This is a genomic window from Saccharothrix saharensis (genome assembly GCF_006716745.1).
In the GTDB taxonomy this organism is placed as follows: Bacteria; Actinomycetota; Actinomycetes; order Mycobacteriales; family Pseudonocardiaceae; genus Actinosynnema; species Actinosynnema saharense.
In genome coordinates this window covers 2,147,808-2,169,971 of sequence record NZ_VFPP01000001.1, presented here as the reverse complement: position 1 = coordinate 2,169,971, position 22,164 = coordinate 2,147,808, and the positions used below count along the sequence as shown (strand labels likewise).

15 protein-coding genes are annotated in these 22,164 nt (G+C 69.7%); 13 read left to right on the top strand and 2 right to left on the bottom strand.

Features of this window, described 5'->3' with window-relative positions; translation table 11 throughout:
- Positions 1 to 25: 25 nt before the first annotated feature.
- A complete protein-coding gene (locus tag FHX81_RS08595) occupies positions 26 to 1,012 on the bottom strand; it encodes an ABC transporter substrate-binding protein (RefSeq protein WP_141976718.1) in 987 nt (328 codons plus the stop codon).
- Positions 1,013 to 1,495: 483 nt separating this feature from the next.
- Here FHX81_RS08595 and FHX81_RS08590 point away from each other — a divergent pair, with 483 nt between their 5' ends.
- From FHX81_RS08590 to FHX81_RS08530, 13 genes are all read left to right on the top strand, one after another.
- The gene (locus FHX81_RS08590; protein ID WP_246107702.1) at positions 1,496 to 3,469 is read left to right on the top strand and encodes an immunoglobulin-like domain-containing protein; all 1,974 of its coding nucleotides are present in this window, start codon (positions 1,496 to 1,498) and stop codon (positions 3,467 to 3,469) included.
- A 275-nt stretch (positions 3,470 to 3,744) separates the two neighbouring features.
- Positions 3,745 to 4,731 (top strand): LacI family DNA-binding transcriptional regulator, encoded by a 987-nt coding sequence (locus tag FHX81_RS08585; protein WP_141976714.1) that lies wholly within the window; start codon positions 3,745 to 3,747, stop codon positions 4,729 to 4,731.
- 286 nt (positions 4,732 to 5,017) lie between these two features.
- Positions 5,018 to 6,673: a ribulokinase gene (araB, locus tag FHX81_RS08580; RefSeq protein ID WP_141976711.1), complete on the top strand. Its 1,656-nt coding sequence runs from the start codon at positions 5,018 to 5,020 to the stop codon at positions 6,671 to 6,673.
- Positions 6,674 to 6,676: 3 nt separating this feature from the next.
- Positions 6,677 to 7,330: an L-ribulose-5-phosphate 4-epimerase gene (locus FHX81_RS08575; RefSeq protein WP_141976709.1), complete on the top strand. Its 654-nt coding sequence runs from the start codon at positions 6,677 to 6,679 to the stop codon at positions 7,328 to 7,330.
- Positions 7,331 to 7,350: 20 nt separating this feature from the next.
- A complete protein-coding gene (araA, locus tag FHX81_RS08570; protein WP_141976707.1) occupies positions 7,351 to 8,859 on the top strand; it encodes an L-arabinose isomerase in 1,509 nt (502 codons plus the stop codon).
- Between the two features lie 45 nt (positions 8,860 to 8,904).
- Positions 8,905 to 10,014, top strand: a complete 1,110-nt coding sequence (gene chvE, locus FHX81_RS08565) for a multiple monosaccharide ABC transporter substrate-binding protein (protein WP_141976705.1) — start codon at positions 8,905 to 8,907, stop codon at positions 10,012 to 10,014.
- An 11-nt stretch (positions 10,015 to 10,025) separates the two neighbouring features.
- Positions 10,026 to 11,552, top strand: a complete 1,527-nt coding sequence (gene mmsA, locus FHX81_RS08560) for a multiple monosaccharide ABC transporter ATP-binding protein (RefSeq protein ID WP_141976703.1) — start codon at positions 10,026 to 10,028, stop codon at positions 11,550 to 11,552.
- Positions 11,549 to 12,760, top strand: coding sequence for a multiple monosaccharide ABC transporter permease (mmsB, locus tag FHX81_RS08555; protein ID WP_141976701.1), 1,212 nt, complete (start codon positions 11,549 to 11,551; stop codon positions 12,758 to 12,760). Before mmsA ends, mmsB begins: the two co-directional genes overlap by 4 nt.
- A gap of 51 nt (positions 12,761 to 12,811) precedes the next feature.
- Positions 12,812 to 14,002 (top strand): C39 family peptidase, encoded by a 1,191-nt coding sequence (locus FHX81_RS08550; protein WP_141976699.1) that lies wholly within the window; start codon positions 12,812 to 12,814, stop codon positions 14,000 to 14,002.
- Between the two features lie 226 nt (positions 14,003 to 14,228).
- Positions 14,229 to 15,332, top strand: a complete 1,104-nt coding sequence (locus tag FHX81_RS08545) for a right-handed parallel beta-helix repeat-containing protein (protein WP_211363430.1) — start codon at positions 14,229 to 14,231, stop codon at positions 15,330 to 15,332.
- Positions 15,333 to 16,080: 748 nt separating this feature from the next.
- The gene (locus FHX81_RS08540; RefSeq protein ID WP_246107701.1) at positions 16,081 to 17,367 is read left to right on the top strand and encodes an ABC transporter substrate-binding protein; all 1,287 of its coding nucleotides are present in this window, start codon (positions 16,081 to 16,083) and stop codon (positions 17,365 to 17,367) included.
- Positions 17,364 to 18,296, top strand: coding sequence for a carbohydrate ABC transporter permease (locus FHX81_RS08535; protein ID WP_141976691.1), 933 nt, complete (start codon positions 17,364 to 17,366; stop codon positions 18,294 to 18,296). The genes FHX81_RS08540 and FHX81_RS08535 overlap by 4 nt, the downstream gene beginning before the upstream one ends.
- Complete coding sequence (locus tag FHX81_RS08530) at positions 18,293 to 19,138, top strand: carbohydrate ABC transporter permease (protein ID WP_141976689.1); 846 nt, start codon at positions 18,293 to 18,295, stop codon at positions 19,136 to 19,138. The genes FHX81_RS08535 and FHX81_RS08530 overlap by 4 nt, the downstream gene beginning before the upstream one ends.
- Before the next feature lie 75 nt (positions 19,139 to 19,213).
- On the opposite strand, the gene FHX81_RS08525 is transcribed toward FHX81_RS08530, so the two are convergent.
- Positions 19,214 to 21,901, bottom strand: a complete 2,688-nt coding sequence (locus FHX81_RS08525; protein WP_141976687.1) for a lectin — start codon at positions 21,899 to 21,901, stop codon at positions 19,214 to 19,216.
- Between the last annotated feature and the right edge of the window lie 263 nt (positions 21,902 to 22,164).

Sequence of the window (22,164 nt, the reverse complement as noted above, 5' to 3'; positions counted from 1 at the left end):
GTGGCGGGGGGCCGCGGCTGGCGCATCAGTACTTGCGGTTGGGCAGCTCGGTCTTGGCCTGCTCGGAGGTGAACGTGGTCTCCTCGGTCACCACGCGCGGCGGCACTTCCTCGCCCGCCACGACCTTCTTCGCGAGCTCCATCAGCTGGTCGCCCAGCAGCGGGTTGCACTCGACGATGAAGTTGATCTCACCGGCGGCCAGCGCGGTCATGCCGTCCTTCACCGCGTCCACGGTGATGATCTTGATGTCCTTGCCGGGCACCTTGCCCGCGGCCTTGATGGCCTCGATCGCGCCCAGGCCCATGTCGTCGTTGTGAGCGTAGACCACGTCGATCTGCGGCACCGACTTCAGGAACGCCTCCATGACCTGCTTGCCGCCCGACCGCGTGAAGTCACCGGTCTGCGTGGCCACGATCTTGAGGTCCGTGCCCGCGATGGCGTCCTCGAAGCCCTTCTTGCGGTCGATCGCCGGCGCCGCGCCCGTCGTGCCCTGGAGCTCGACCACGTTCTTGGCGCCCGCCGCGTTGGCCTTCAGCCACTCGCCGGCCTTCTTGCCCTCTTCCACGAAGTCGGAGCCGAGGAACGTCTTGTAGAGCGACGTGTCGTCGGAGTCGACCGCGCGGTCGGTGAGGATCACCGGGATGTTCGCGCGCTTGGCCTCCAGCAGCACGGCGTCCCAACCCGTCTCCACCACCGGGCTGAAGGCGATGACGTCCACCTTCTGCTGGATGTAGGACCGGATGGCCTTGATCTGGTTCTCCTGCTTCTGCTGCGCGTCGGAGAACTTGAGCTCGATCCCGGCCTTCTCGGCGGACTCCTGGATCGACTTGGTGTTCGCGGTGCGCCAGCCGCTCTCGGCACCCACCTGGGCGAAGCCCATGGTGATCTTGCCGTCGCTGTTGGCGTTGGCGTTGCCCGACGACGACCCCGCGTCCCCGGATCCACCGGACCCGCACGCGGTCAACGCGGCCAACAGGACCGCGGCGGCGGCGGTCGTGATCTTCTTCAACACTGGTCTTCCTCCGTGTGAACCCGAGACACTGACGGGAACGGCGAACCGCGTGACGGTGGTCACCTGGGGCACAAGAGTGAACGCTCACAATCGGCCAGTCAACCCCTCGGAAACGTCAACTTTGCATCCTTGACATGTTCGTTAGGGCCGACCTATGTTAGCGCTCACTTTTGTGATGCGGCACACCCATACCTTCGGATGCCCCTGTTCCGCCGCGGCTCGGCGCCGCGCGCAAGACGAGAGCGACGCCCCATGGTCACCGTTCGTCATCGCCCACGCACCCTCGTCGCGACCCTCGTCGCGGCGGTGGCCGCGGCGGTTCTGAGCGCTCCGACGGCCTCCGCCGCCGACGGTCTCGTGCTCCACTACCCCCTCACCGAAACCCAAGGCGCCGTCGCTGCCGACACCTCGGGCGGAGGTCGCAACGGAACCGTTATCGGTGACGCCGCTCCGGGCGGTGCTGAAGGGCTCCAGTTGGGCGGCGTGACCGGGCACGTGAAGCTGCCCGACAACGTCCTGCGCGGACTGACCGAGGTCAGTGTTTCGATTCAGCTCCGCCTCGCGACCGACCAGGCGACGCCGTACTTCGTGTACGGCCTGGGCAACTCCTCGGGCACCGCGGGCAACGGCTACCTGTTCACCACCGGCAACGCCTACCGGTCGTCCATCGCGACCGGGAACTGGTCCACCGAGCAGACCGTGACAGCCGGTCGCGACCTCGCCCGGGGCGTCTGGAAGACGCTCACCTACACGCTCGGCGGCGGCACCGCCGTGCTCTACGAGGACGGTGTGGAGGTCGCCCGGAAGACCGGCGTCACCACCACCCCGGCGATGATCGGCGGCGGCACGACGACCGCCAACTACATCGGCCGCTCCGTCTACAGCGGCGACCGCCACCTCAAGGGCGCGGTCCGCGACTTCCGCCTCTACGACCGCGCCCTCAGCGCGGCCGAGGCGCACGCCCTCGGCTTCATCCCCGACGACGAGAAGGGGCGACGCGACCTGGCCTCGATCGACCTCGGCGACACCTCGGCGGTCACCGCGAACCTGACCCTGCCGACCACCGGCCCGTACGGCTCGACGATCACGTGGGGGTCCGGCGACCCGGCGGTCGTGTCCGCCGCGGGCGTCGTCACCCGCCCCGCACCCGGCAGCGCCCCCGCGACCGTGACGCTCACCGCGACCGCGTTCGACCGGACCCGCGACTTCCGGGTCACCGTCCGCCCGGAGCTCACCGACGACGAGAAGGTCGCCGAGGCCGACGCCGCCCTCGTGGTGTGGGACGAGGACGACATCCGCGGCAACATCACCCTGCCGACCACCGGCCCGCACGGCACCACGATCACGTGGAAGAGCAACAAGCCCGGGGTCGTCACGCCCACCGGTGAGGTCACCCGGCCCGCGTTCGGCGACAAGCCGGTGAAGGTGCAGCTGACCGCCGAGATCCGCGCCGGCGAGGAGACCACCCGCAAGAAGTTCAAGGTCACCGTCACGCCGCTGCCCGAGCGGCGAGCCTACGAGGGCTACCTGTTCGGCTACTTCACCGGCGAGGGCTCGGCCACCGGCGAGCAGGTCCACTTCGCCGCCAGCCGCGGCAACGACGCGCTCAAGTGGGACGAGCTGAACAAGGGCAACCCCGTGCTCACGTCCTCGTTGGGGGACAAGGGCGTGCGCGACCCGTTCATCATCCGGTCGCCGGAGGGCGACAAGTTCTACCTCATCGCCACCGACCTGAAGATCCACGGCAACGGCAACTGGGACCTCGTGCAGCGCAAGGGCAGCCGCTACATCGAGGTCTGGGAGTCCACCGACCTGGTGAACTGGGGTCGGCAGCGGCACGTCCTGGTGTCGCCGGAGACCGCGGGCAACACGTGGGCGCCCGAGGCGTACTACGACGAGTCGATCGGCGCTTACGTCGTGTTCTGGGCCTCGAAGCTGTACGCCGAGGACGACCCCGACCACGCCGGCAACACCCACAACAAGATGCTGTACGCGACCACGCGGGACTTCCGCACGTTCAGCGAGCCGCGGGTGTGGGTCGACCCGGGCTACTCGGTCATCGACTCGACCGTGATCAAGCACGGCGACGAGTACTACCGGTTCACCAAGGACGAGCGGAACAACTCGTCGTCCACGCCGTGCAGCAAGTTCATCCTGGCCGAGAAGTCGACGCGGCTGCGCGACACGTCGTACGACTTCGTCGCCGACTGCATCGGCAAGGGCTCGATCAACCAGGGCGAGGGCCCGACGGTGTTCAAGTCCAACACCGAGGACCGCTGGTACCTGTTCATCGACGAGTTCGGCGGTCGCGGCTACGTGCCGTTCGAGACCACCGACCTGGCCTCGGGCAAGTGGACCCTCGCGACCGGCTACGAGCTGCCCAGCCGGCCGCGGCACGGCACGGTCCTGCCGGTCACCAAGGCCGAGCTGGACCGGGTCCGCGCCGCCTTCCCCTGACCGGTCGGGGGAGTGGTCCTCGGGTTCCGACCGGGTCGACGCGCCATCGGGCGGCCGACGTGCCGCCCGATGGTGGTCACCCGGCCGGGTGAGTGCGACTTTTCGGTGGTGACGACGCGTCCCTGCGCTGGTGGGAACGGTCCCTGGTGGACAATGGACCGTGAGCACCTTCGCGGTGAACCGGGCGTGTTATCGCTAACATCACGTTCGAAGGCTGCAGTGTCGACAGGGGAGATGGGGCGGTAGTGGAGCACAAGACCTCGCGCGATCCCGCGATGACGGATGTCGCCCGGCTCGCCGGGGTCTCGCACCAGACGGTGTCGAGGGTGTTGAACGGGCATCCCAACGTCCGGGAGCAGACCCGGCTGCGCGTGCGCGCGGCCATCGCCGAGCTGGGCTACCGGCCCAACAAGGCGGCCCGCGCGCTGGTGACCGGCCGGTCCCAGCTGATCGGGGTGGTGGCGCAGAACTCCACCCTCTACGGCCCGGCGTCGCTGCTGGCCGCGTTCGAGGCGGCGGCGGCCGAGGCCGGGTTCGCGGTGAGCGTGGGCCGGGTGAACGTGCTGGACCGCAACTCCATCTCCGACGCCGTGGAGCGCCACCGCGACCAGCGGGTCGCCGGGATAGTCGTCATCGCGCCGACGGCGTCGGCCAACGACGCGGTCGGCGACGTGTCCGCGGGCATCCCGCTGGTCACCGTGGACGGCGACCCGGAGCGCTCGACCCCGTTGGTGACGGTCGACCAGGCGGCGGGCGCGTTCGCGGCGACCACCCACCTGCTGGAGGCGGGCCACCGCACGGTGTGGCACGTCTCGGGGCCGTCGGACTGGTTCGACAGCCTCGGCCGCATAAGGGGTTGGCGGTCGGCGCTGGAGACGGCGGGCCTGGAGGTGCCGCCCGTGGTGCCGGCGGACTGGAGCGCGGCCTCGGGCTACCGGGCGGGCCAGATGCTGGCCCGCATGCCGGAGGTGACCGCGATCTTCGCGGCGAACGACCACCTGGCGCTGGGCATCCTGCGCGCGATGAGCGAGCGCGGTCGCCGCGTGCCGCACGACGTGAGCATCGTCGGGTTCGACGACGTGCCCGAGGCGGCGTACTTCATCCCGCCGCTGACGACCATCAGGCCGGACTTCCACGCCGTGGCCAAGGAGACGCTGGAGCTGCTGCTGGCCCAGGTCGGCGACGGCGACGTGGGCGCGCCGCAGCGCAACGTGGCGCCGTCCCTGGTGAAGCGGGACAGCGTCGCGCCTCCCGCGCGGTGACCCCCCGACGGCGGCACGGCACCGTGCCGCCGTCGGGCCGTCCGGGGCGGCCGTATACCGTCACGCCACCCCGGGGTGGCGCCGCTCGGGGCGCCTCGAAAACGTTTCGTTCGAATTCCGCGCATCTGCGGCCCCGCGCGTGCCCCGATCACGCCTAGGCTGGGGTGGCACCGGGAGCGGGCCCCGAAGCCGATCAACCCCGCTCTTGTGCACGCTCACCACGTCTTTAAGGCCACGTTGCGGGCAGGTCTTGACGTCGTGAATGTTAGCGATAACACTGCTCATCATGGCGAGCGATCCATTGGTGGTGGGTGTCGACTTCGGCACGTTGTCCGGCCGCGCGGTGGTCGTGCGGGTGCGCGACGGCCTCGAACTCGGCACCGCGGTGCACGACTACCGGCACGGGGTGCTGGACCGGGCCCTGCCCGACGGGCGCCCGTTGCCCCCGGACTGGGCGTTGCAGGTGCCGCAGGACTACGTGGACGTGCTCAAGCACGCGGTGCCCGCGGCCATCGCCGACGCCGGGGTCGACCCGGCCGACGTGATCGGCATCGGCACGGACTTCACCGCGTGCACGATGGTCCCCGTCAAGTCCGACGGCACGCCGCTCAACGAGCTGCCCGAGTTCGCGGACAACCCGCACGCGTACGTGAAGCTGTGGAAGCACCACGCGGCCCAGCCGCAGGCCGACCGGATCAACCACCTGGCCGCGCAGCGCGGTGAGAGTTGGCTGCCCCGCTACGGCGGCCTGATCTCCTCGGAGTGGGAGTTCGCCAAGGGTCTGCAGCTGCTGGAGGAGGCCCCCGAGGTCTACGCGGCGATGGACCACTGGGTCGAGGCCGCCGACTGGATCGTCTGGCAGCTCGCCGGCACCTACGTGCGCAACGCGTGCACCGCCGGTTACAAGGGCATCTACCAGGACGGTTACCCGTCCGAGGACTTCCTGTCCGCGCTGAACCCCGATTTCGGGACCTTCGTCTCGGCCAAGCTCGACCACCGGCTCGGCCAGCTCGGCGACCGCGCCGGCGGGCTCACCGAGCAGGCTGCCGGATGGACCGGCCTCAAGCCCGGCATCGCGGTAGCCGTCGGCAACGTCGACGCGCACGTGACCGCGCCCGCCGCCCGCGCCGTGGAGCCCGGCCAGATGGTGGCGATCATGGGCACGTCCACGTGCCACGTGATGAACGCCGACGTGCTGGCCGACGTGCCCGGCATGTGCGGCGTGGTGGACGGCGGCATCGTGCCCGGCCTGTGGGGCTACGAGTCCGGCCAGAGCGGCGTGGGCGACATCTTCGCCTGGTTCGTCGCGCACAACGTGCCGCCGGAGTACCACGAGCAGGCCGCGGCGCGCGGCATCTCGGTGCACGAGCTGCTGACCGAGCTGGCCGCGCAGCAGCGCATCGGCGAGCACGGCCTGATCGCGCTGGACTGGCACAGCGGCAACCGCTCGGTGCTGGTCGACCACGAGCTGTCGGGCGTCGTCGTCGGGCAGACGCTGGCCACCCGCGCCGAGGACACCTACCGGGCGCTGCTGGAGGCCACGGCCTACGGCACCCGGGTGGTCGTGGACTCCTACACCGACGCGGGCATCCCGGTCACCGAGCTGGTGATCGCGGGCGGCCTGCTGCGCAACCCGCTGCTGATGCAGATCTACGCCGACGTGACGAACCTGCCGCTGTCGGTCATCGGCTCCGAGCAGGGCCCGGCGCTCGGCTCGGCCATGCACGCCGCCGTGGCGGCCGGCGCCCACGCCGACATCCACGCCGCCGCCAAGGCGATGGGCTCGATCAAGCGGGGCGCGTACCTGCCGATCCCGGAGAACGTCGAGGCCTACGAGCGGATGTTCGTGGAGTACCAGGAGCTGCACGACTACTTCGGCCGCGGCGCGAACGAGGTCATGCACCGGTTGAAGGCGCGCCGTCGCGCCGCCAAGGGGGAGTGACCGGTGTCCGTGATCGAAGACCTCCGCCGCACGGTCGCCGACCTGCACCGCGAGCTGACCCGCTACGAGCTGGTGATCTGGACCGCGGGCAACGTCTCGGCCCGCGTGCCCGGCCGGGACCTGATGGTCATCAAGCCGTCCGGCGTGTCCTACGACCAGCTGACCCCCGAGGCCATGGTCGTCACCGACCTGCACGGCAACCTGGTGGAGGGCGACTACTCGCCGTCCTCCGACACGGCCGCGCACGCCTACGTGTACCGGCACATGCCCGAGGTGAACGGCGTGGTGCACACGCACTCCCCGTACGCCACGGCGTGGGCGGCGCGCGGCGAGCCGATCCCGTGCGTGCTGACCATGATCGCCGACGAGTTCGGCGGCGACATCCCGGTGGGCCCGTTCGCGCTCATCGGCGACGACTCGATCGGCCAGGGCATCGTGGAGACGTTGCGCGAGAGCCGGTCGCCGGCCGTGCTGATGCGCAACCACGGCCCGTTCACCATCGGCAAGGACGCCCGGTCGGCGGTGAAGGCCGCGGTGATGCTGGAGGACGTGGCCCGCACCGTCCACTTCGCACACCAGCTCGGCACGCCGAAGCCGATCGAGCAGCACCACGTCGACAGCCTGTACGCCCGTTACCAGAACGTCTACGGGCAATGAGCCCACGAGGGGAGACCCGCATGTCGCCTGCTGGGAAGCCGCAGGTCTGGTTCCTGACCGGAAGCCAGCACCTCTACGGCCCGGAAACGCTCGAACAGGTCGCCCAGCAGTCGCAGCAGATCCAGCGGATGCTCACCGAGTCCGGCCGCATCGCCGCCGAGGTGGTGTGGCAGCCGGTGCTGACCGACACCGCGGCCATCCGCGACGTGATGCTCGCGGCGAACGCCGACCCGTCGTGCATCGGCGTGATCGCGTGGATGCACACGTTCTCGCCCGCCAAGATGTGGATCACCGGGCTGGACGCGCTGCGCAAGCCGCTGCTGCACCTGCACACGCAGCTCAACGAGGCGCTGCCGTGGTCGACCATCGACATGGACTTCATGAACCTCAACCAGGCCGCGCACGGCGACCGCGAGTTCGGGTTCATCCAGACCAGGATCGGCGTGCCGCGCAAGACCGTGGCCGGCCACGCGAGCGACCCGCTGCTGGCCGAGCGGATCGACGGCTGGGTGCGCGCCGCGACCGGCTACAGCCACCTCAACGGGATGAAGCTGGCCCGGTTCGGCGACAACATGCGCGGCGTCGCGGTGACCGAGGGCGACAAGGTGGAGGCCGAGCTGCGCTTCGGCGTCTCGGTGAACACCTACGGCGTGAACGAGCTGGTCGAGGTGGTGGACGCGGTCGAGGACGGTGAGATCGACGTCCTGGTCACCGAGTACGCCGACACCTACCGGCTCGCGGACGCGCTGCAGAAGGGCTCCGAGCGGCACGAGTCGCTGCGCTACGCCGCCCGCATCGAGGCCGGCCTGCGCCGGTTCCTCACCGACGGCGGCTTCGGCGCGTTCACCACCAACTTCGAGGACCTGGGCGGGCTGCGGCAGCTGCCGGGCCTGGCCGTGCAGCGGCTGATGGCCGACGGCTACGGCTTCGGCGGCGAGGGCGACTGGAAGACCTCGGCCCTGCTGGCCGCGGTGAAGGCGATGGGCGCGGGCACGGGCCGCGGCACGTCGTTCATGGAGGACTACACCTACCACTTCGGGCCGGGCGAGCCGAAGATCCTGGGCGCGCACATGCTGGAGGTCTGCCCGACCATCGCGGCCGACCGGCCGTCGTGCGAGATCCACCCGCTGGGCATCGGCGGGCGGGAGGACCCGGTCCGGCTGGTGTTCGACGCGGCGGCGGGTCCCGCCGTGGTCGTCGGCCTGGCCGACCTGGGCGAGCGGTTCCGGTTGGTGGCCAACGAGGTCGAGGTCGTGCCGCCGGACGAGCCGCTGCCGAACCTGCCGGTGGCGCGCGCGGTGTGGAAGCCCGCGCCGTCGCTGTCCACCTCGGCCGAGTCCTGGCTGACCGCGGGAGGGCCGCACCACACCGTGATGACGCAGGCCGTGGGCTCGGACACGCTGCGCGACTTCGCCACCATGGTGAACACCGAACTGGTGGTCATCGACCAGGACACGACGACCGCGTCGTTCGGCGACCGCCTGCGCTGGAACCAGGCGTACTTCCGACTCGCGCAGGGCCTGCGGTAGCGGGTCCTGGGCTTGCACCACCATCTAGGGAGAGAAGAAGAAACAATGAGGTTTCCGCGGATCGCCGCCATCGCCGCGGCCGGCTTGATGCTCGCCGCCTGCGGGTCGGCCGAGAAGACCGTCGACCAGCAGTCCGGGTCGTCGGGTGACGTGCTGGTCGGCGTGACCATGCCCACCCGGTCGTCGGAGCGCTGGATCCACGACGGCGACAACATCAAGAAGGCGTTGGAGGAGAAGGGCTACAAGGTCGACCTCCAGTACGCCGAGAACGACATCCCGACGCAGGCCAACCAGCTGGAGAACCAGATCACGAAGGGCGCCAAGCTGCTCATCGTGGCCTCGATCGACGGCACCGCGATCACCTCGCAGCTGCAGCAGGCGCAGGACGCCGACATCCCGGTCATCGCCTACGACCGGCTGCTGCGCAACACCGACAGCGTCGACTACTACGCCACGTTCGACAACTTCAAGGTCGGCGTGCAGCAGGCGACCTCGCTGCTGACCGGGCTGAACGTGATCAAGGCCGACGGCACCCCCGGTGACGCCAAGGGCCCGCTGAACGTCGAGCTGTTCGCCGGTTCGCCGGACGACAACAACGCCACGTTCTTCTTCAACGGCGCGATGTCGGTGCTCCAGCCCCACATCGACAAGGGCACGCTGGTCGTCAAGAGCGGCCAGACCGACTTCAAGACCGTCGCCATCCTGCGCTGGGACCCGGCCACGGCCCAGAAGCGCATGGAGGACCTGCTCACCTCCACCTACGGCGGTGACAAGGTGCACGGCGTGCTGTCGCCCTACGACGGCCTGTCCATCGGCATCCTGTCCGCGCTCAAGAGCAGCGGCTACGGCACGAGCGGCAACCCGTACCCGATCGTCACGGGTCAGGACGCCGAGGTCGCGTCGGTGAAGTCCATCATCGCGGGCGAGCAGTACTCGACCATCTACAAGGACACCCGCGAGCTCGCGGCGACCACCGTGAAGATGGCCGACGCCGTGCTGAAGGGCGGCAAGCCCGAGGTCAACAACGAGAAGGACTACGACAACGGCAAGAAGGTCGTGCCGTCGTACCTGCTCGAGTCGGTCATCGTGGACAAGGGCAACTACCAGAAGGTCCTCGTGGACAGCGGCTACTACACCGCGGATCAGCTGAAGTAGGTTTGCACACCATGTCCGACGAAATCCTGGTGATGCGCGGCATCACCAAGCGGTTCGCCGGGGTCACCGCGCTGCACGACGTCACGCTCGCCGTGCGGCGCGGTGAGATCCACGCGATCTGCGGTGAGAACGGCGCGGGCAAGTCCACGCTGATGAAGGTGCTCTCGGGCGTGCACCCGCACGGGTCGTACGAGGGCGAGATCGTCTTCGAGGGCGAGCCCTGCTCGTTCGGCGGCGTCCGCGACAGCGAGCGGCGCGGCATCGTGATCATCCACCAGGAGCTGGCGCTGTGCGGCCAGCTGTCCATCGCGGAGAACCTGTTCCTCGGCAACGAGCGGGCCAAGCGCGGGTTCATCGACTGGAACCGCACCAACCACGCGGCGGGCGCCCTGCTCGCCCGCGTGGGCCTGCGGGAGAACCCGACCACGCCGGTCCACGACCTGGGCGTCGGCAAGCAGCAACTGGTGGAGATCGCCAAGGCGCTGGCCAAGGACGTCAAGCTGCTGATCCTGGACGAGCCGACCGCGGCGTTGAACGACGACGACTCCGCGCACCTGCTCGACCTGCTCGACGGGCTGCGCGACGAGGGCATCACCTCGGTGATCATCTCGCACAAGCTCAACGAGGTGACCCGGATCGCCGACAGCATCACGATCCTGCGCGACGGTCGCACGATCGAGACGCTGCCCGCCCGGGACGTGACCGAGGACCGGATCATCTCCGGCATGGTCGGCCGCGACCTGGAGCACCGCTTCCCGCCGCGCACGCCCAAGATCGGCGACGAGGTGCTGCGGATCGAGAACTGGACCGTGCACAGCCCGTCCCAGCCGGACCGGGTCGTGGTCGACGACGCCACCCTCGTGCTGCGGCGCGGCGAGATCGTCGGTCTCGCCGGCCTGATGGGCGCGGGCCGGACCGAGCTGGCGATGAGCGTGTTCGGGCGGTCCTACGGCGTCGGCGTCTCCGGCCGGGTGGTCAAGGACGGCCGCGAGATCGACACGCGCACCGTCCGCAAGGCCATCGAGCACGGCCTGGCCTACGTCAGCGAGGACCGCAAGCGGTACGGGCTGAACCTGATCCAGGACATCAAGCTCAACGTGTCCGCGGCGGGCCTGCACAAGCTCGCCACGCGCGGCTGGGTGAACGAGAACGAGGAGCACTCGGTCGCCGAGCGGTACCGCGGTTCGATGAACATCAAGGCGCCCAGCGTGGCCACCACCACGTCGTCGCTCTCGGGCGGCAACCAGCAGAAGGTCGTGCTGGCGAAGTGGATGTTCACCGACCCGGACGTGCTGATCCTCGACGAGCCGACCCGCGGCATCGACGTCGGCGCGAAGTACGAGATCTACTCGATCATCAACGACCTGGCCGACCAGGGCCGCGCGGTGCTGGTGATCTCCTCCGAGCTGCCGGAGCTCCTCGGCCTGTGCGACCGGGTGTACGCCCTGTCCGAGGGCCGGATCACCGGTGAGCTCGACCGCGCGGAAGCCACCCAGGAACGCCTGATGCACCACATGACCCAGGGACAGACCTCATGACCACCAAGACCGCGGCCGCGCAGGCCGGCGCGCCGCAGCGCAGGTTCACGTTCAACCTGCGGCAGTCCGGCATCTACATCGCGTTCGCGTTGATCGTGGTGCTCTTCACGGTGCTGACGGACGGCGCTCTGCTCACACCGCAGAACATCTCCAACATCATCGTGCAGAACTCGTACGTGCTGATCCTCGCCATCGGCATGATCCTGGTGATCATCGGCGGGCACATCGACCTGTCCGTCGGGTCGGTGGTCGCGCTGACCGGTGCCATCTGCGCGGTGCTGACCGTCCAGATGGGCCTGCCGTGGCCGTTGGCGGTGCTGATCACGCTGCTCGCGGGCGCGGTGATCGGCGCGGCGCAGGGCTACTGGGTGGCGTTCTTCGGCATCCCGGCGTTCATCGTGACGCTGGCGGGCATGCTCGTGTTCCGCGCGCTCACCCTGACCGTGCTCGGCAACCAGGGCATCGGCCCGTTCCCGGACCAGATCCGCACCCTGGCCAACGGCTTCACCGAGGGCTACCTCGGCAACGTCGGCCTCGGCCCGCTGGGCGGCGCGGACCTCGTCAGCCTGCTCGTCGGGGTCGCGGTGGTGGCCGGGTTCGCGTTCAACCAGTGGCGCAACCGCAAGGCGCGGCTGAACTACGGCCAGGTCGTGGACCCGTTCCCGATCTTCGTGGCGAAGATCGCGCTGGCGGCGGCCGTGGTGCTGGCCGTGGTCGTGCAGCTGGCCCGGTTCCGCAACCTGCCGTGGGTGCTCGTGCTGCTCGCGGTGCTGGCGCTGGGCTACTCGGTGATGGCGAACAAGTCGGTGTTCGGCCGGCACATCTACGCCATCGGCGGGAACCTGCAGGCGGCCACGCTGTCCGGCGTGAAGGTCAAGCAGGTCACGTTCTGGGTGTTCGTGAACATGGGCGTGCTGTCGGCCCTGGCCGGCGTGATCTTCGCCGGTCGCCTCAACCAGGCGGGCCCGACCGCGGGCAACGCGTTCGAGCTGGACGCGATCGCGGCGGCGTTCATCGGTGGTGCGGCCGTGCAGGGCGGTGTCGGCCGGGTGGTCGGCGCCATCACCGGTGGCCTGATCATGGGCGTGATCAACAACGGCATGTCGTTGATCGGCGCGCCCAGCGAACGGGTGATGCTGGTCAAGGGCCTGGTGCTGCTGGCCGCCGTCGCCTACGACGTGTGGACCAAGCGCCGCGGTCGCGCGTGACCACTCTGTCGGATGATTACAAAGTAGTTCTCTAGCGCGACAATTCCCGACATGTCGCTGCGCGTCGTGTCGGTCCTGTCGGCCGTGCTCGCCCTCGGCTCCACCGCGGCTCCGCCCGCGGTGGCCGAGGGCGCACGCGTCGACTACCAGGAGTGGCGGTCGACCCGGCTCCTCCAAGGCGCGCACGAGGGCACCGCACCCGTCCCCGGCGGCCTCGCCATCCGCCGCCCGGTCGGCGTCCTCGACGGCTACGACTACGCGCGGTGGACGTCGCCGCGCCGCGTCACCGGCTTCGCCGCCACCCAGGCCGTCGCCTCGTGGAACGCCGACACGCCGCCCGGCACGTGGCTCCAGGTCGAGCTGCGCGGCGACGGCACCCCCTGGTACGTCATGGCCCGCTGGGCGCTCGGCGACCGGGACATCGAGCGCACGACGGTCTCCGGCCAGTCCGACGAGCACGGCTCGGTCGACGTGGACACCTTCCTGGCCGCGCGGCCGCTGCGCGCCTACCAACTCCGCGTCACCCTCTACCGCCTCACCGGCACCCGCACGTCACCGCTGCTGCGCATGGCCGGCGCGATGGCCTCCGCGATCCCGGACCGCTTCACCGTGCCCACCAGCGCACCGGGCGTCGCCCGCGGCGTCGAACTGCCCGTGCCGCGCTACTCGCAGAACGTCCACGAAGGCCACTACCCGGAGTACGACGGTGGTGGCGAGGCGTGGTGCAGCCCCACGTCCACCGCGATGGTCGTCGAGTACCACGGCCGCGGCCCGAGCGCCGACGACCTGTCCTGGGTGGACCCCGACCACGCCGACCGGACCGTCGACCACGCCGCCAGGCACACGTACGACCACGACTACCGCGGCGCGGGCAACTGGCCGTTCAACACCGCGTACGCGGCCACCTTCGGCCTGCGCGGCCACGTCACGCGCCTGCGCTCACTGTCCGAACTGGAGGGCTACATCGCCCGCGGCGTGCCCGTCATCACCTCGCAGTCGTTCCGGGAGGACGAACTGACCGGCGCCGGCTACGGCACCGCCGGTCACATCATGGTCGTCGTCGGCTTCACCGGGGACGGCGACGTGATCGCCAACGACCCGGCGTCCCCCTCGAACGACGCCGTGCGTCGCGTCTACGACCGCGCCCAGTTCGAGAACATCTGGCTGCGCACCAAGCGCCACCGCGCCGACGGCTCGGTCGCCTCGGGCTCGGGCGGCATCGCCTACATCATCAGCCGTTAGCCCGGAAGGCCGTACGCGTCGGGTCTTGACGGCCAATCCGTTATCCGATTCACTACCGGATATCCCTGGGAACGCTCCCAGGCCGACAGCTCGGTGGCGGCCCGTCACGTCCCTCGGCGGGCCGCCGCTGCTCCAACCACCACCGAAGAAGCCGCACCAGATCTCCGCCGCCACCAGGAAAGCGCTTACCAATCCAGGAGATCACCACATGAAAGCACTTCTCGCCGTGTCAGCGTTGACAGCGGCGCTGCTCCAGGTCTCCGCGCCCGAGGCCATGGCAGCCTGCGGCGACGGCACGTACCACGCCGAGGTGACCGGCTCCGGCAGCAGCTTCACCGCCCGCCGGGGCGGCAGCACGGTCTACACCGGCAGCAGCCTGCGCGCCGCGATGCAGGCCGCCAACGACAGCCTCACCGCCAACCGCACCTACAAGGAGCGGATCGTCGTCCGCGCCTCCGGCTCCATCCCCGCGGGCGAGCGCTACTCGATGCGCAGCTACACCACGATCGACGTGTGCGGCACCATCAACGTGACCGGCACCGGCTCCGGCGACTACGCCCCGATCTACGCGCGCGGCGTCCGCGACATCGAGGTCCAGAACCTCACCGTCACCGGAACCCCGCTGTACGGCATCTTCATGCGCAACGTCACCAACGTGGTGATCGGCAACGTCACCATGCGCCTCTCCCGAGGCCTGGGCGTCCGCATCGACAACCGCGGCGACACCAGCCAGTGGACCCGCAACGTCCGCATCGACTACGCCTACGTGCAGGGCGCCAGCAGCCACGCCGTGGAGACCTACGGCGTCGACGGCCTGACCATCGGCACCGTCGTGGCCCGCGGCGTCGGGGAATCCGGTCTGCTGCTCAACCAGACCATCAACGCCACCGTGGGCACCGTCGACGCGGAGAACGCCGGCACCGGCACGGGCTACGCCGCCTTCCGCACCGCCAACCGCAACGGCCGCATCGGCGACAGCTACCCGATCAACGTCCGCGTGGGCCAGGTCATCGCCCGCGGCGGCGGCCGCGGCATCTTCTGCGTCTCGGAGAGCGGCGGCCTCCAGATCGACCGCATCACCATCTCCAACACGGGCAACAACTCGATCCTGATCGAGAACTGCTACAACGTGAACGTCGCCGCCCAGGGCGGCAGCGTCACCGGCGGCGGCGAGATCCGCCTGGCCGCCCGCTCGGAGTTCCCGATCACCCGGGACATCACCATCCAGAACCTGACCGTCACCAACTCGGCCATCACCGAGAACCCCTGCGGCACGAACACCACGTTCCGCAACAACACCCTGGTCAACAGCCGCCAGAGCATCTGCTAGGCCCCGAACCGGGTTTTGTGCGGAGCCGGCAGGCCCGGCGGGACGCTCCTCCCGCCGGGCCTGCCGGCTCCGGCCTTCCTGGAGCACCCGTACAGGCCCCATGTCACTTCGAGCCGGGCTCCCTCCCCTCCCGGAGCCGTCCCCTCGTTCTGTGAACATCCCCCCATATGCCACGTCAGAACGCGAAAGAGTTGCGGTCCGATCACGCCCGCTTCCCACTCCTTGACACGACGCTGTGGCCCGCGACACAGTACCGCCCGTTTTGAACGGTCAAACGTCCGTCGAAGTGTCCGACCGGGTGCTCTCCGTGACCACGCGGCACCGGGTCGGACCGGGGGAGGGGGCAGGCCATGGCACGTCCCGGCTGTCCGGTGACGACCCGCCGGCCTGCGCTCGTCCACCCCACCCGCCCGCTTCTCCCTGCCCGCGCAACCTGCCCCACCGGTGATGCGGAACCTGCTGGACCCCGAAGTCACACCGAACGTGTTGATCGCGTGAATGATCCACTTGCTGTAGGTGTGCACCGGGAAGTACGCCACCACGGCCTCCAACCGTGCACGGACCTCACGGCGACGGGCCGGAACCACTCGCCGCCGCCTCCGTCGTGGACGGTGGACCCGCCGGCCGGCGTGACCGGCGATCGGGGCGTGCCGCTGCCCGGCGTGATCACCAGTCGAGTGATCACCGACCGGCGCAGCGCCCCGATCCGCTTGACAGAGCAAGACCTGAACGAATGGGAGTCTCGGTAATGGGCGTTCGGACAACGGCGGCGCGGGCAACCGCGGCGCTGGGTGTGGCGGTCCTCCTCGCGTCGTGCAGCAGCGGGGGGGACAAAGGCAACGAGCAGCCCAGCGGTGCGCTCGAAGGTCGGGGCGAGGTCACGTTCGCCACCGGCAAGGACACGTCCGGCAACATGCAGAAGCTCGTCGACGAGTGGAACGCCTCGCACGCGAACGAGCAGGTCCGGATCATCGAACTGCCCGAGTCCGCCGACGCCCAGCGCCAGCAGATGGTGCAGAACGCGCAGGTCAAGTCCGACGCGTACACGATCCTCAACCTCGACGTCGTCTGGACCGCGGAGTTCGCGGCCAACCGCTGGGTCGTGGAACTGCCCGCCGACCAGTTCGAGCTGGACAAGTTCCTCCAGCCCGCGGTCAAGACCGCGCAGTACCGCGACAAGCTCTACGCCGCGCCCGTCTACTCCGACGGTGGCCTGCTGTACTACCGCAAGGACCTGCTCGACGCGGCCGGCGTGAAGCCGCCGAAGACGTGGGCCGAGCTCACCTCCGCCTGCCAGGCGGTCAAGGCGGCGCAGCCCGCGATCGGCTGCTACGCCGGTCAGTTCGAGAAGTACGAGGGTCTGACGGTCAACTTCGACGAGGCCGTGCACTCCGCGGGCGGTGACGTGGTCGACTCCACCGGCAAGCCGGTGGTCGACTCGCCCGAGGCGAAGGCCGGGCTGGACTCCCTGGTCACCGGGTTCCAGCAGGGCATCATCCCGGAGAAGGCCATCACCTACAAGGAGGAAGAGGGCCGCCGCGCGTTCCAGGCCGGCGAGCTGCTGTTCCACCGCCAGTGGCCCTACCAGTGGAACCTGGCCGGCAAGACCGACGGCTCGTCGCAGGTGGCGGGCAAGTTCGACGTCGCGCCGCTGCCCGGCCTGAACGGCCCCGGCAGCTCCACCCTCGGCGGGCACAACTTCGCGATCTCCGCGTTCGGCAAGAACAAGGCCACGGCGCTGGACTTCATCAAGTTCTTCACCAGCGAGTCCTCGCAGCGCTCCAACCTGCTGGCCACCTCGCAGGCGCCGACCCTGGCGAGCCTGTACGACGACGCCGAGCTGATCAAGCAGTTCCCGTACCTGCCCACGCTGAAGGAGTCGATCCTCTCCGCGAAGCCGCGCCCGCAGGCCGTCCGCTACGGCGACGTCACGCAGGCCATCCAGGAAGCCGCCTACGCCGCGCTGACCGGTGAGAAGACCAGCGACGTGGCGCTGAAGGACCTGCAGGCGAAGTTGCAGGAGCTCCTGAAGTGACGGCGGTCGCCCGCCGCGCCCGGGGTGCGACCTCGGGCGCGGGGCGACTCGCCGCGGCGCTGCTGTCACCGACGTTCGTCGTCCTCGGCCTGGTGGTCGGGTACCCGTTGGTGGCGGCGCTGCGCGAGTCGGTGTTCCGGGAGGGCACCGACCTCGACGAGAGCGGTTTCGTCGTGGAGGGCTCGCGTTTCGTCGGCATCGACAACTACACCGCGATCTTCGCCGGTGACTCGGCCGCCCGGTTCTGGAACGCGTTCGGCAACACCACGCTGTTCACCGCGATCACGGTCGCGCTCGAAGTCGTGATCGGCGTCGCCATGGCGCTGGTGATGCACCACGCGATCCGCTGGCGCGGCGTCGTGCGGGCCAGCATCCTGGTGCCGTGGGCCGTGCCGACCGCGGTGTCGGCGCTGCTGTGGCGCTGGATCTTCCAGGCCGACGGCGTGGCGAACGCCGTCATCGGCCAGCAGGTCCTGTGGACCACCGAGGGCTGGCAGGCGAAGTTCGCGGTCATCCTCGCCGACGTGTGGAAGACCGCGCCGTTCGTCGGCCTGCTCGTGCTGGCCGGGTTGCAGATCATCCCGAACGACGTCTACGAGGCGGCTCGGGTGGACGGCGCGTCGCCGTGGCGGCAGTTCTGGCGCATCACCCTGCCGCTGGTGAAGCCCGCGCTGCTGGTGGCCGTGCTGTTCCGGGTGCTCGACGCGCTGCGCATGTTCGACCTGCCGTTCGTGCTCATCGGCAGCCGCAAGGAATCGGTGGAGACGTTGTCCATGGTCGCCTTCGACGAGGCGTCGAGCCTGCGGTTCGGCCCCGCGGCCGCGTACGCGACGATCCTGTTCGTCTACGTGGCCGTCACCGCGTTGGTGTTCGTGCGGTTGCTGGGCGCGGACGTCATCGGCGCCGCTCGGGAAAGGGCGCGCAAATGACCGCCACCCAGGGCACCAACTCGTTGCCGCGCAAGGTGCTGACCTTCGCCGGACTGGGCCTGATCCTGGTCTACTGCCTGGCCCCGTTCTACTGGATGGCCGTGTCGGCGTTCCGCCGCCCGTCCGACCAGTTCGAGCTGACCGCGCTGCCCTCGCCGTTCTCGCTGGACAACCTGACCGCGGTGTTCTCGCCCGGCGTCGGGTTCGGCCGGTCGCTGCTGAACAGCCTCGTCGTCGCCGGCACCACCACGGTGCTCACGCTGATCATCGGCGTGTCGGCGGCGTACGCGCTGGCCCGGTTGCACTTCCGGTTCAAGAACGCGGTCGCGGCGCTGATCATCGCCACGTCCATGTTCCCCGGCATCTCGCTGCTCGTGCCGCTGCTGGCGTTGTTCACCGACATCGGCTGGATCAACACCTACCAGTCGATGATCGTGCCCAGCCTGTCGTTCGCGCTGCCCCTCGCGGTGTGGAACCTGACCGCGTTCTTCCGGCAGATGCCGGAGGAGCTGGAGCAGGCGGCGATGATCGACGGCTGCACGCGCGGCCAGGCGTTCCGCAAGGTGATCCTGCCGCTGGCCGCGCCCGGCATCTTCACCACCGCGATCATCACGTTCATCGCGGCGTGGAACGAGTTCATCATCGCGCTGTCGATGGTCAACGACAGCACGATGCAGACCGCCACCGTCGCGATCTCCCGGTTCACCGGGGCGTACGGCTTCGACCAGCCGTTCGGCACGCAGATGGCCGCCGGCGTGATCGTGACCGTGCCGCTGGTCGTGGTGGTGCTGCTGTTCCAGCGGCGGATCATCGCAGGCTTGACCGCAGGAGGCGTCAAGTAGCCACCTCGCGGTGTCAACGGCCGGTCGCCACGTGTTGGGAGAGCCGTGGCGACCGGCCAATTCACCCCGTTCCCCTCAGGGCAGCCGCCACTGCTGGGCACCGGTCCCGTTGCAGTCGTGGATCTGGAGCTGGACCCCGTTCACCGCGTTGCTGTTCGGCACGTCGAGGCACTTGCCGGACGGTGAGTTGACCAGCGTCGACCCCTTGGGCCACCACTGCTGCGCGCCCGTGCCGTTGCACGTCCACAGCTGCACCTTCGCCCCGTTGACCCGGGCACTGCCGCTGACGTCCAGGCACCGCCCCAACGCCCGCACCGTGCCGTCCGACGCGAGGGTCCACTGCTGGGCGGCCGAGGAGTTGCAGTCCCACAGCCGCACGGGTGCGCCGTCGGTCGGACCCGCGGGCTCGGCGTCCGCGCACTTGCCGGCCAACCCGACGACCGCGCCGGACCTGGCCGGGTTCGGCCCCACGTCGAACGACGGCGGCGCGTCACCGGCACCGCTGCCCCAGCTCGACGCGGCCGTGCCCAGCGCGAACTCCAACGACCCTCCCCGCGCGACGAACGACGAGGGCAGCCACGCCTTCCCGGACGCCACCCCGTCGACCTTCAGCGACTGCACGTACTTCACGCTGTCGGACGCGTTCGGCGCGGTGATCGTGATCGTGGCACCGTTGCCCCGCTTGACGGTCGTGCTCGGGAACTGCGGGCTGGCCAGCACCAGCTCCGCCCGGCCCGGCGCCTGCGGGTACAGCCCCAACGCCGCCCAGACCGCCCAGGACGACATCTCGCCCAGGTCGTCGTTGCCCACCAGGCCCTCGGGCGTGGGCGGGAAGAGCGACGTCAACGCCCGCCGCACCACGTCCTGGGTCTTGTGGGGTGCGCCCGCGTACACGTACGCCCAAGGCGTGTTGAGCGTCGGCTCGTTGCCCAGGTAGGCGTAGGGCTTCCTGGGCCCGGCGTTCAGCTCCGTGAAGAACGTGTCCAACCTGGACACGACGGCCGCGTTGCCGCCCATCGCGTCGAACAGCCCCCGGTGGTTGTACGGCACCATCCACGTGTACTGGGCCGCGTTGCCCTCGACGTACTCGTTCTCCTGCGTCGGGCTGAAGCCCGGCCACGTCAGGTCGGTGTTGCGCGGCTGCACGTACTTGCTGCCCGAGTTGAACAGGCTGCGCCAGTTCTGGGCGCGCCGCAGGAAGTTCTCCGCTGTGCCGGTGTCGTTCAGCCTCGCCGCGAACTGCGAGATGGCGAAGTCCGCGCTCGTGTACTCCAACGTGGTCGCGGCCGAGCCCCACACGTCGGGGAGGCCCGTCGGCACGTAGCCGTAGTCGTTGAACTGCAACCACCCCGGCCGCTGCCGGATGTCGTTGACGCCCGCGACCATGCGCCGCAACGCGTCCGCCGTGTCGAAGTCCGTGCCGCCGAACGCGTGCGCGGTGGACACGATGATCGCCATCGGGTCGCCGCTCATCACGCCCGTGCCGCCGTTGGCGACCGTCCAGCGGTCGAAGTACCCGCCCTGCGCGGCCTGGTTGACCGCGGACTGCGCGATGTCCGCCGCCTCACCCGGGCCGAGCAACGCGATCAGCGCCACCTGCGACCGGTAGACGTCCCAGCCGGAGAAGTTCGCGTACTGGGTCCTGGTGGTCGTGTGGGTCTGCCGGTCGAACCCCGTGTACTGGCCGTTGACGTCGCTGAACACGTTGGGGTGCAACAACGAGTGGTACAGCGAGGTGTAGAGCGTGCGGAGCTGGGTGGTGGTGCCACCGGTGACGTCGATGCGGCCGAGCCAGCCGTTCCACGCCGCCCGCGCCGCGGTCCGGACCTCGTCGAACGACCGCGTCCCGGTCTCGGTCGCGAGGTTGGCCTTCGCGTTGTCCAGGCTCACGAACGAAATGCCGACCCGCGCCGTGACCGTCGTCGCGTTGAACGACACGAACGCCGAGGCGGCGAACGGCTGCACGTCCCGCGCGGCCGTGGACGGCGTGGGCACGTGCTGCGTACCGGCGGTCTTCGGTGCGGGCGCGACGCTGCCCCGGCTGCTGCCCTCGACCGCGCGACCGCCCGGCGTCACCTGGCCGTCGGCGATCGTGGCGGTGGTGGCGAACGGCTGGTCGAAGGTGACGTGGAAGTGCAGCCGGTACCGGTTGCCCGCGCCGCAGAACCCGCCGCTGTCGGTGTAGCCGGACAGGCTGTCGGTCCCGACCGTGATCGAACCGCTCGCCGCGTTGAACGCGCGGGCGGCGTCGACGTTCAGCGAGGCGCGCTGGCCGGTGGGGTAGGTGAAGCGGGCGACACCCGACCGCTGGTTCGCGGTCAGCTCGGTGCGGATGCCGTTGTCGAAGCGGACCGAGTAGTAGCCGGGGGACGCCTGCTCGTTCGCGTGGGAGAACGTGGAGTGGGCCGCGGGGGTCGTGCCCAGCGAGGGCATGAACGGCACGTTGCCGAAGTCGCTGCACCCGGGGCCCGACAGGTGGGTGAGGCTGAACCCGCGGATGCGGTTGTCGTCGTAGTGGTAGCCGCCGTGCTGGTGGGTCACCGTGTCGGGGCTCCACTGGAGCATGCCGAACGGCGCGACGGCACCGGGGAAGGTGTTGCCCGCGCCGCCGCCGTGCCCGAAGTCCGGGCCGCCGGGTTTGGTGCCGACGAGCGGGTTGACGTGCTGGGCGTGATCGGTGATGGCGTGCGACGTGCCGGTCACGACCGGGACGGCGAGCGCGGCGAGGGTGAGTGCGGCGACAGCCGCGGAGCGGAGACGCACCTGGAACCTCCGGCAGGGGTAGGAGGCCTGACAACGTTGTCAGGTGCCGATTCTCCCACCGGTGGAACAGCTCGGGAACCCGCTGCGCGGCCGAACGCCGTTGGGCCGGCGGTGTCCACCGGACAGCACCCGGATGCGAAGCTCTCTATAACTTCAGTGTGGACAAATTTCCACCTTCACCTCGCGGGCACCTGACCCGGAAGCGACCTTGGTCTCACCACTGTTGGCAAGCACCTACGACAACGCCCCCGCCTGGCGCGTCA

Excerpts from the sequence above, each read along its gene's own strand:
- FHX81_RS08585 (WP_141976714.1), top strand. The coding sequence starts at position 3,745 with ATGACGGATGTCGCCCGGCTCGCCGGGGTCTCGCACCAGACGGTGTCG.
- araB (WP_141976711.1), top strand. The coding sequence starts at position 5,018 with ATGGCGAGCGATCCATTGGTGGTGGGTGTCGACTTCGGCACGTTGTCC.
- araA (WP_141976707.1), top strand. The coding sequence starts at position 7,351 with ATGTCGCCTGCTGGGAAGCCGCAGGTCTGGTTCCTGACCGGAAGCCAG.
- chvE (WP_141976705.1), top strand. The coding sequence starts at position 8,905 with ATGAGGTTTCCGCGGATCGCCGCCATCGCCGCGGCCGGCTTGATGCTC.
- mmsA (WP_141976703.1), top strand. The coding sequence starts at position 10,026 with ATGTCCGACGAAATCCTGGTGATGCGCGGCATCACCAAGCGGTTCGCC.
- mmsB (WP_141976701.1), top strand. The coding sequence starts at position 11,549 with ATGACCACCAAGACCGCGGCCGCGCAGGCCGGCGCGCCGCAGCGCAGG.
- FHX81_RS08550 (WP_141976699.1), top strand. The coding sequence starts at position 12,812 with ATGTCGCTGCGCGTCGTGTCGGTCCTGTCGGCCGTGCTCGCCCTCGGC.
- FHX81_RS08540 (WP_246107701.1), top strand. The coding sequence starts at position 16,081 with ATGGGCGTTCGGACAACGGCGGCGCGGGCAACCGCGGCGCTGGGTGTG.
- FHX81_RS08530 (WP_141976689.1), top strand. The coding sequence starts at position 18,293 with ATGACCGCCACCCAGGGCACCAACTCGTTGCCGCGCAAGGTGCTGACC.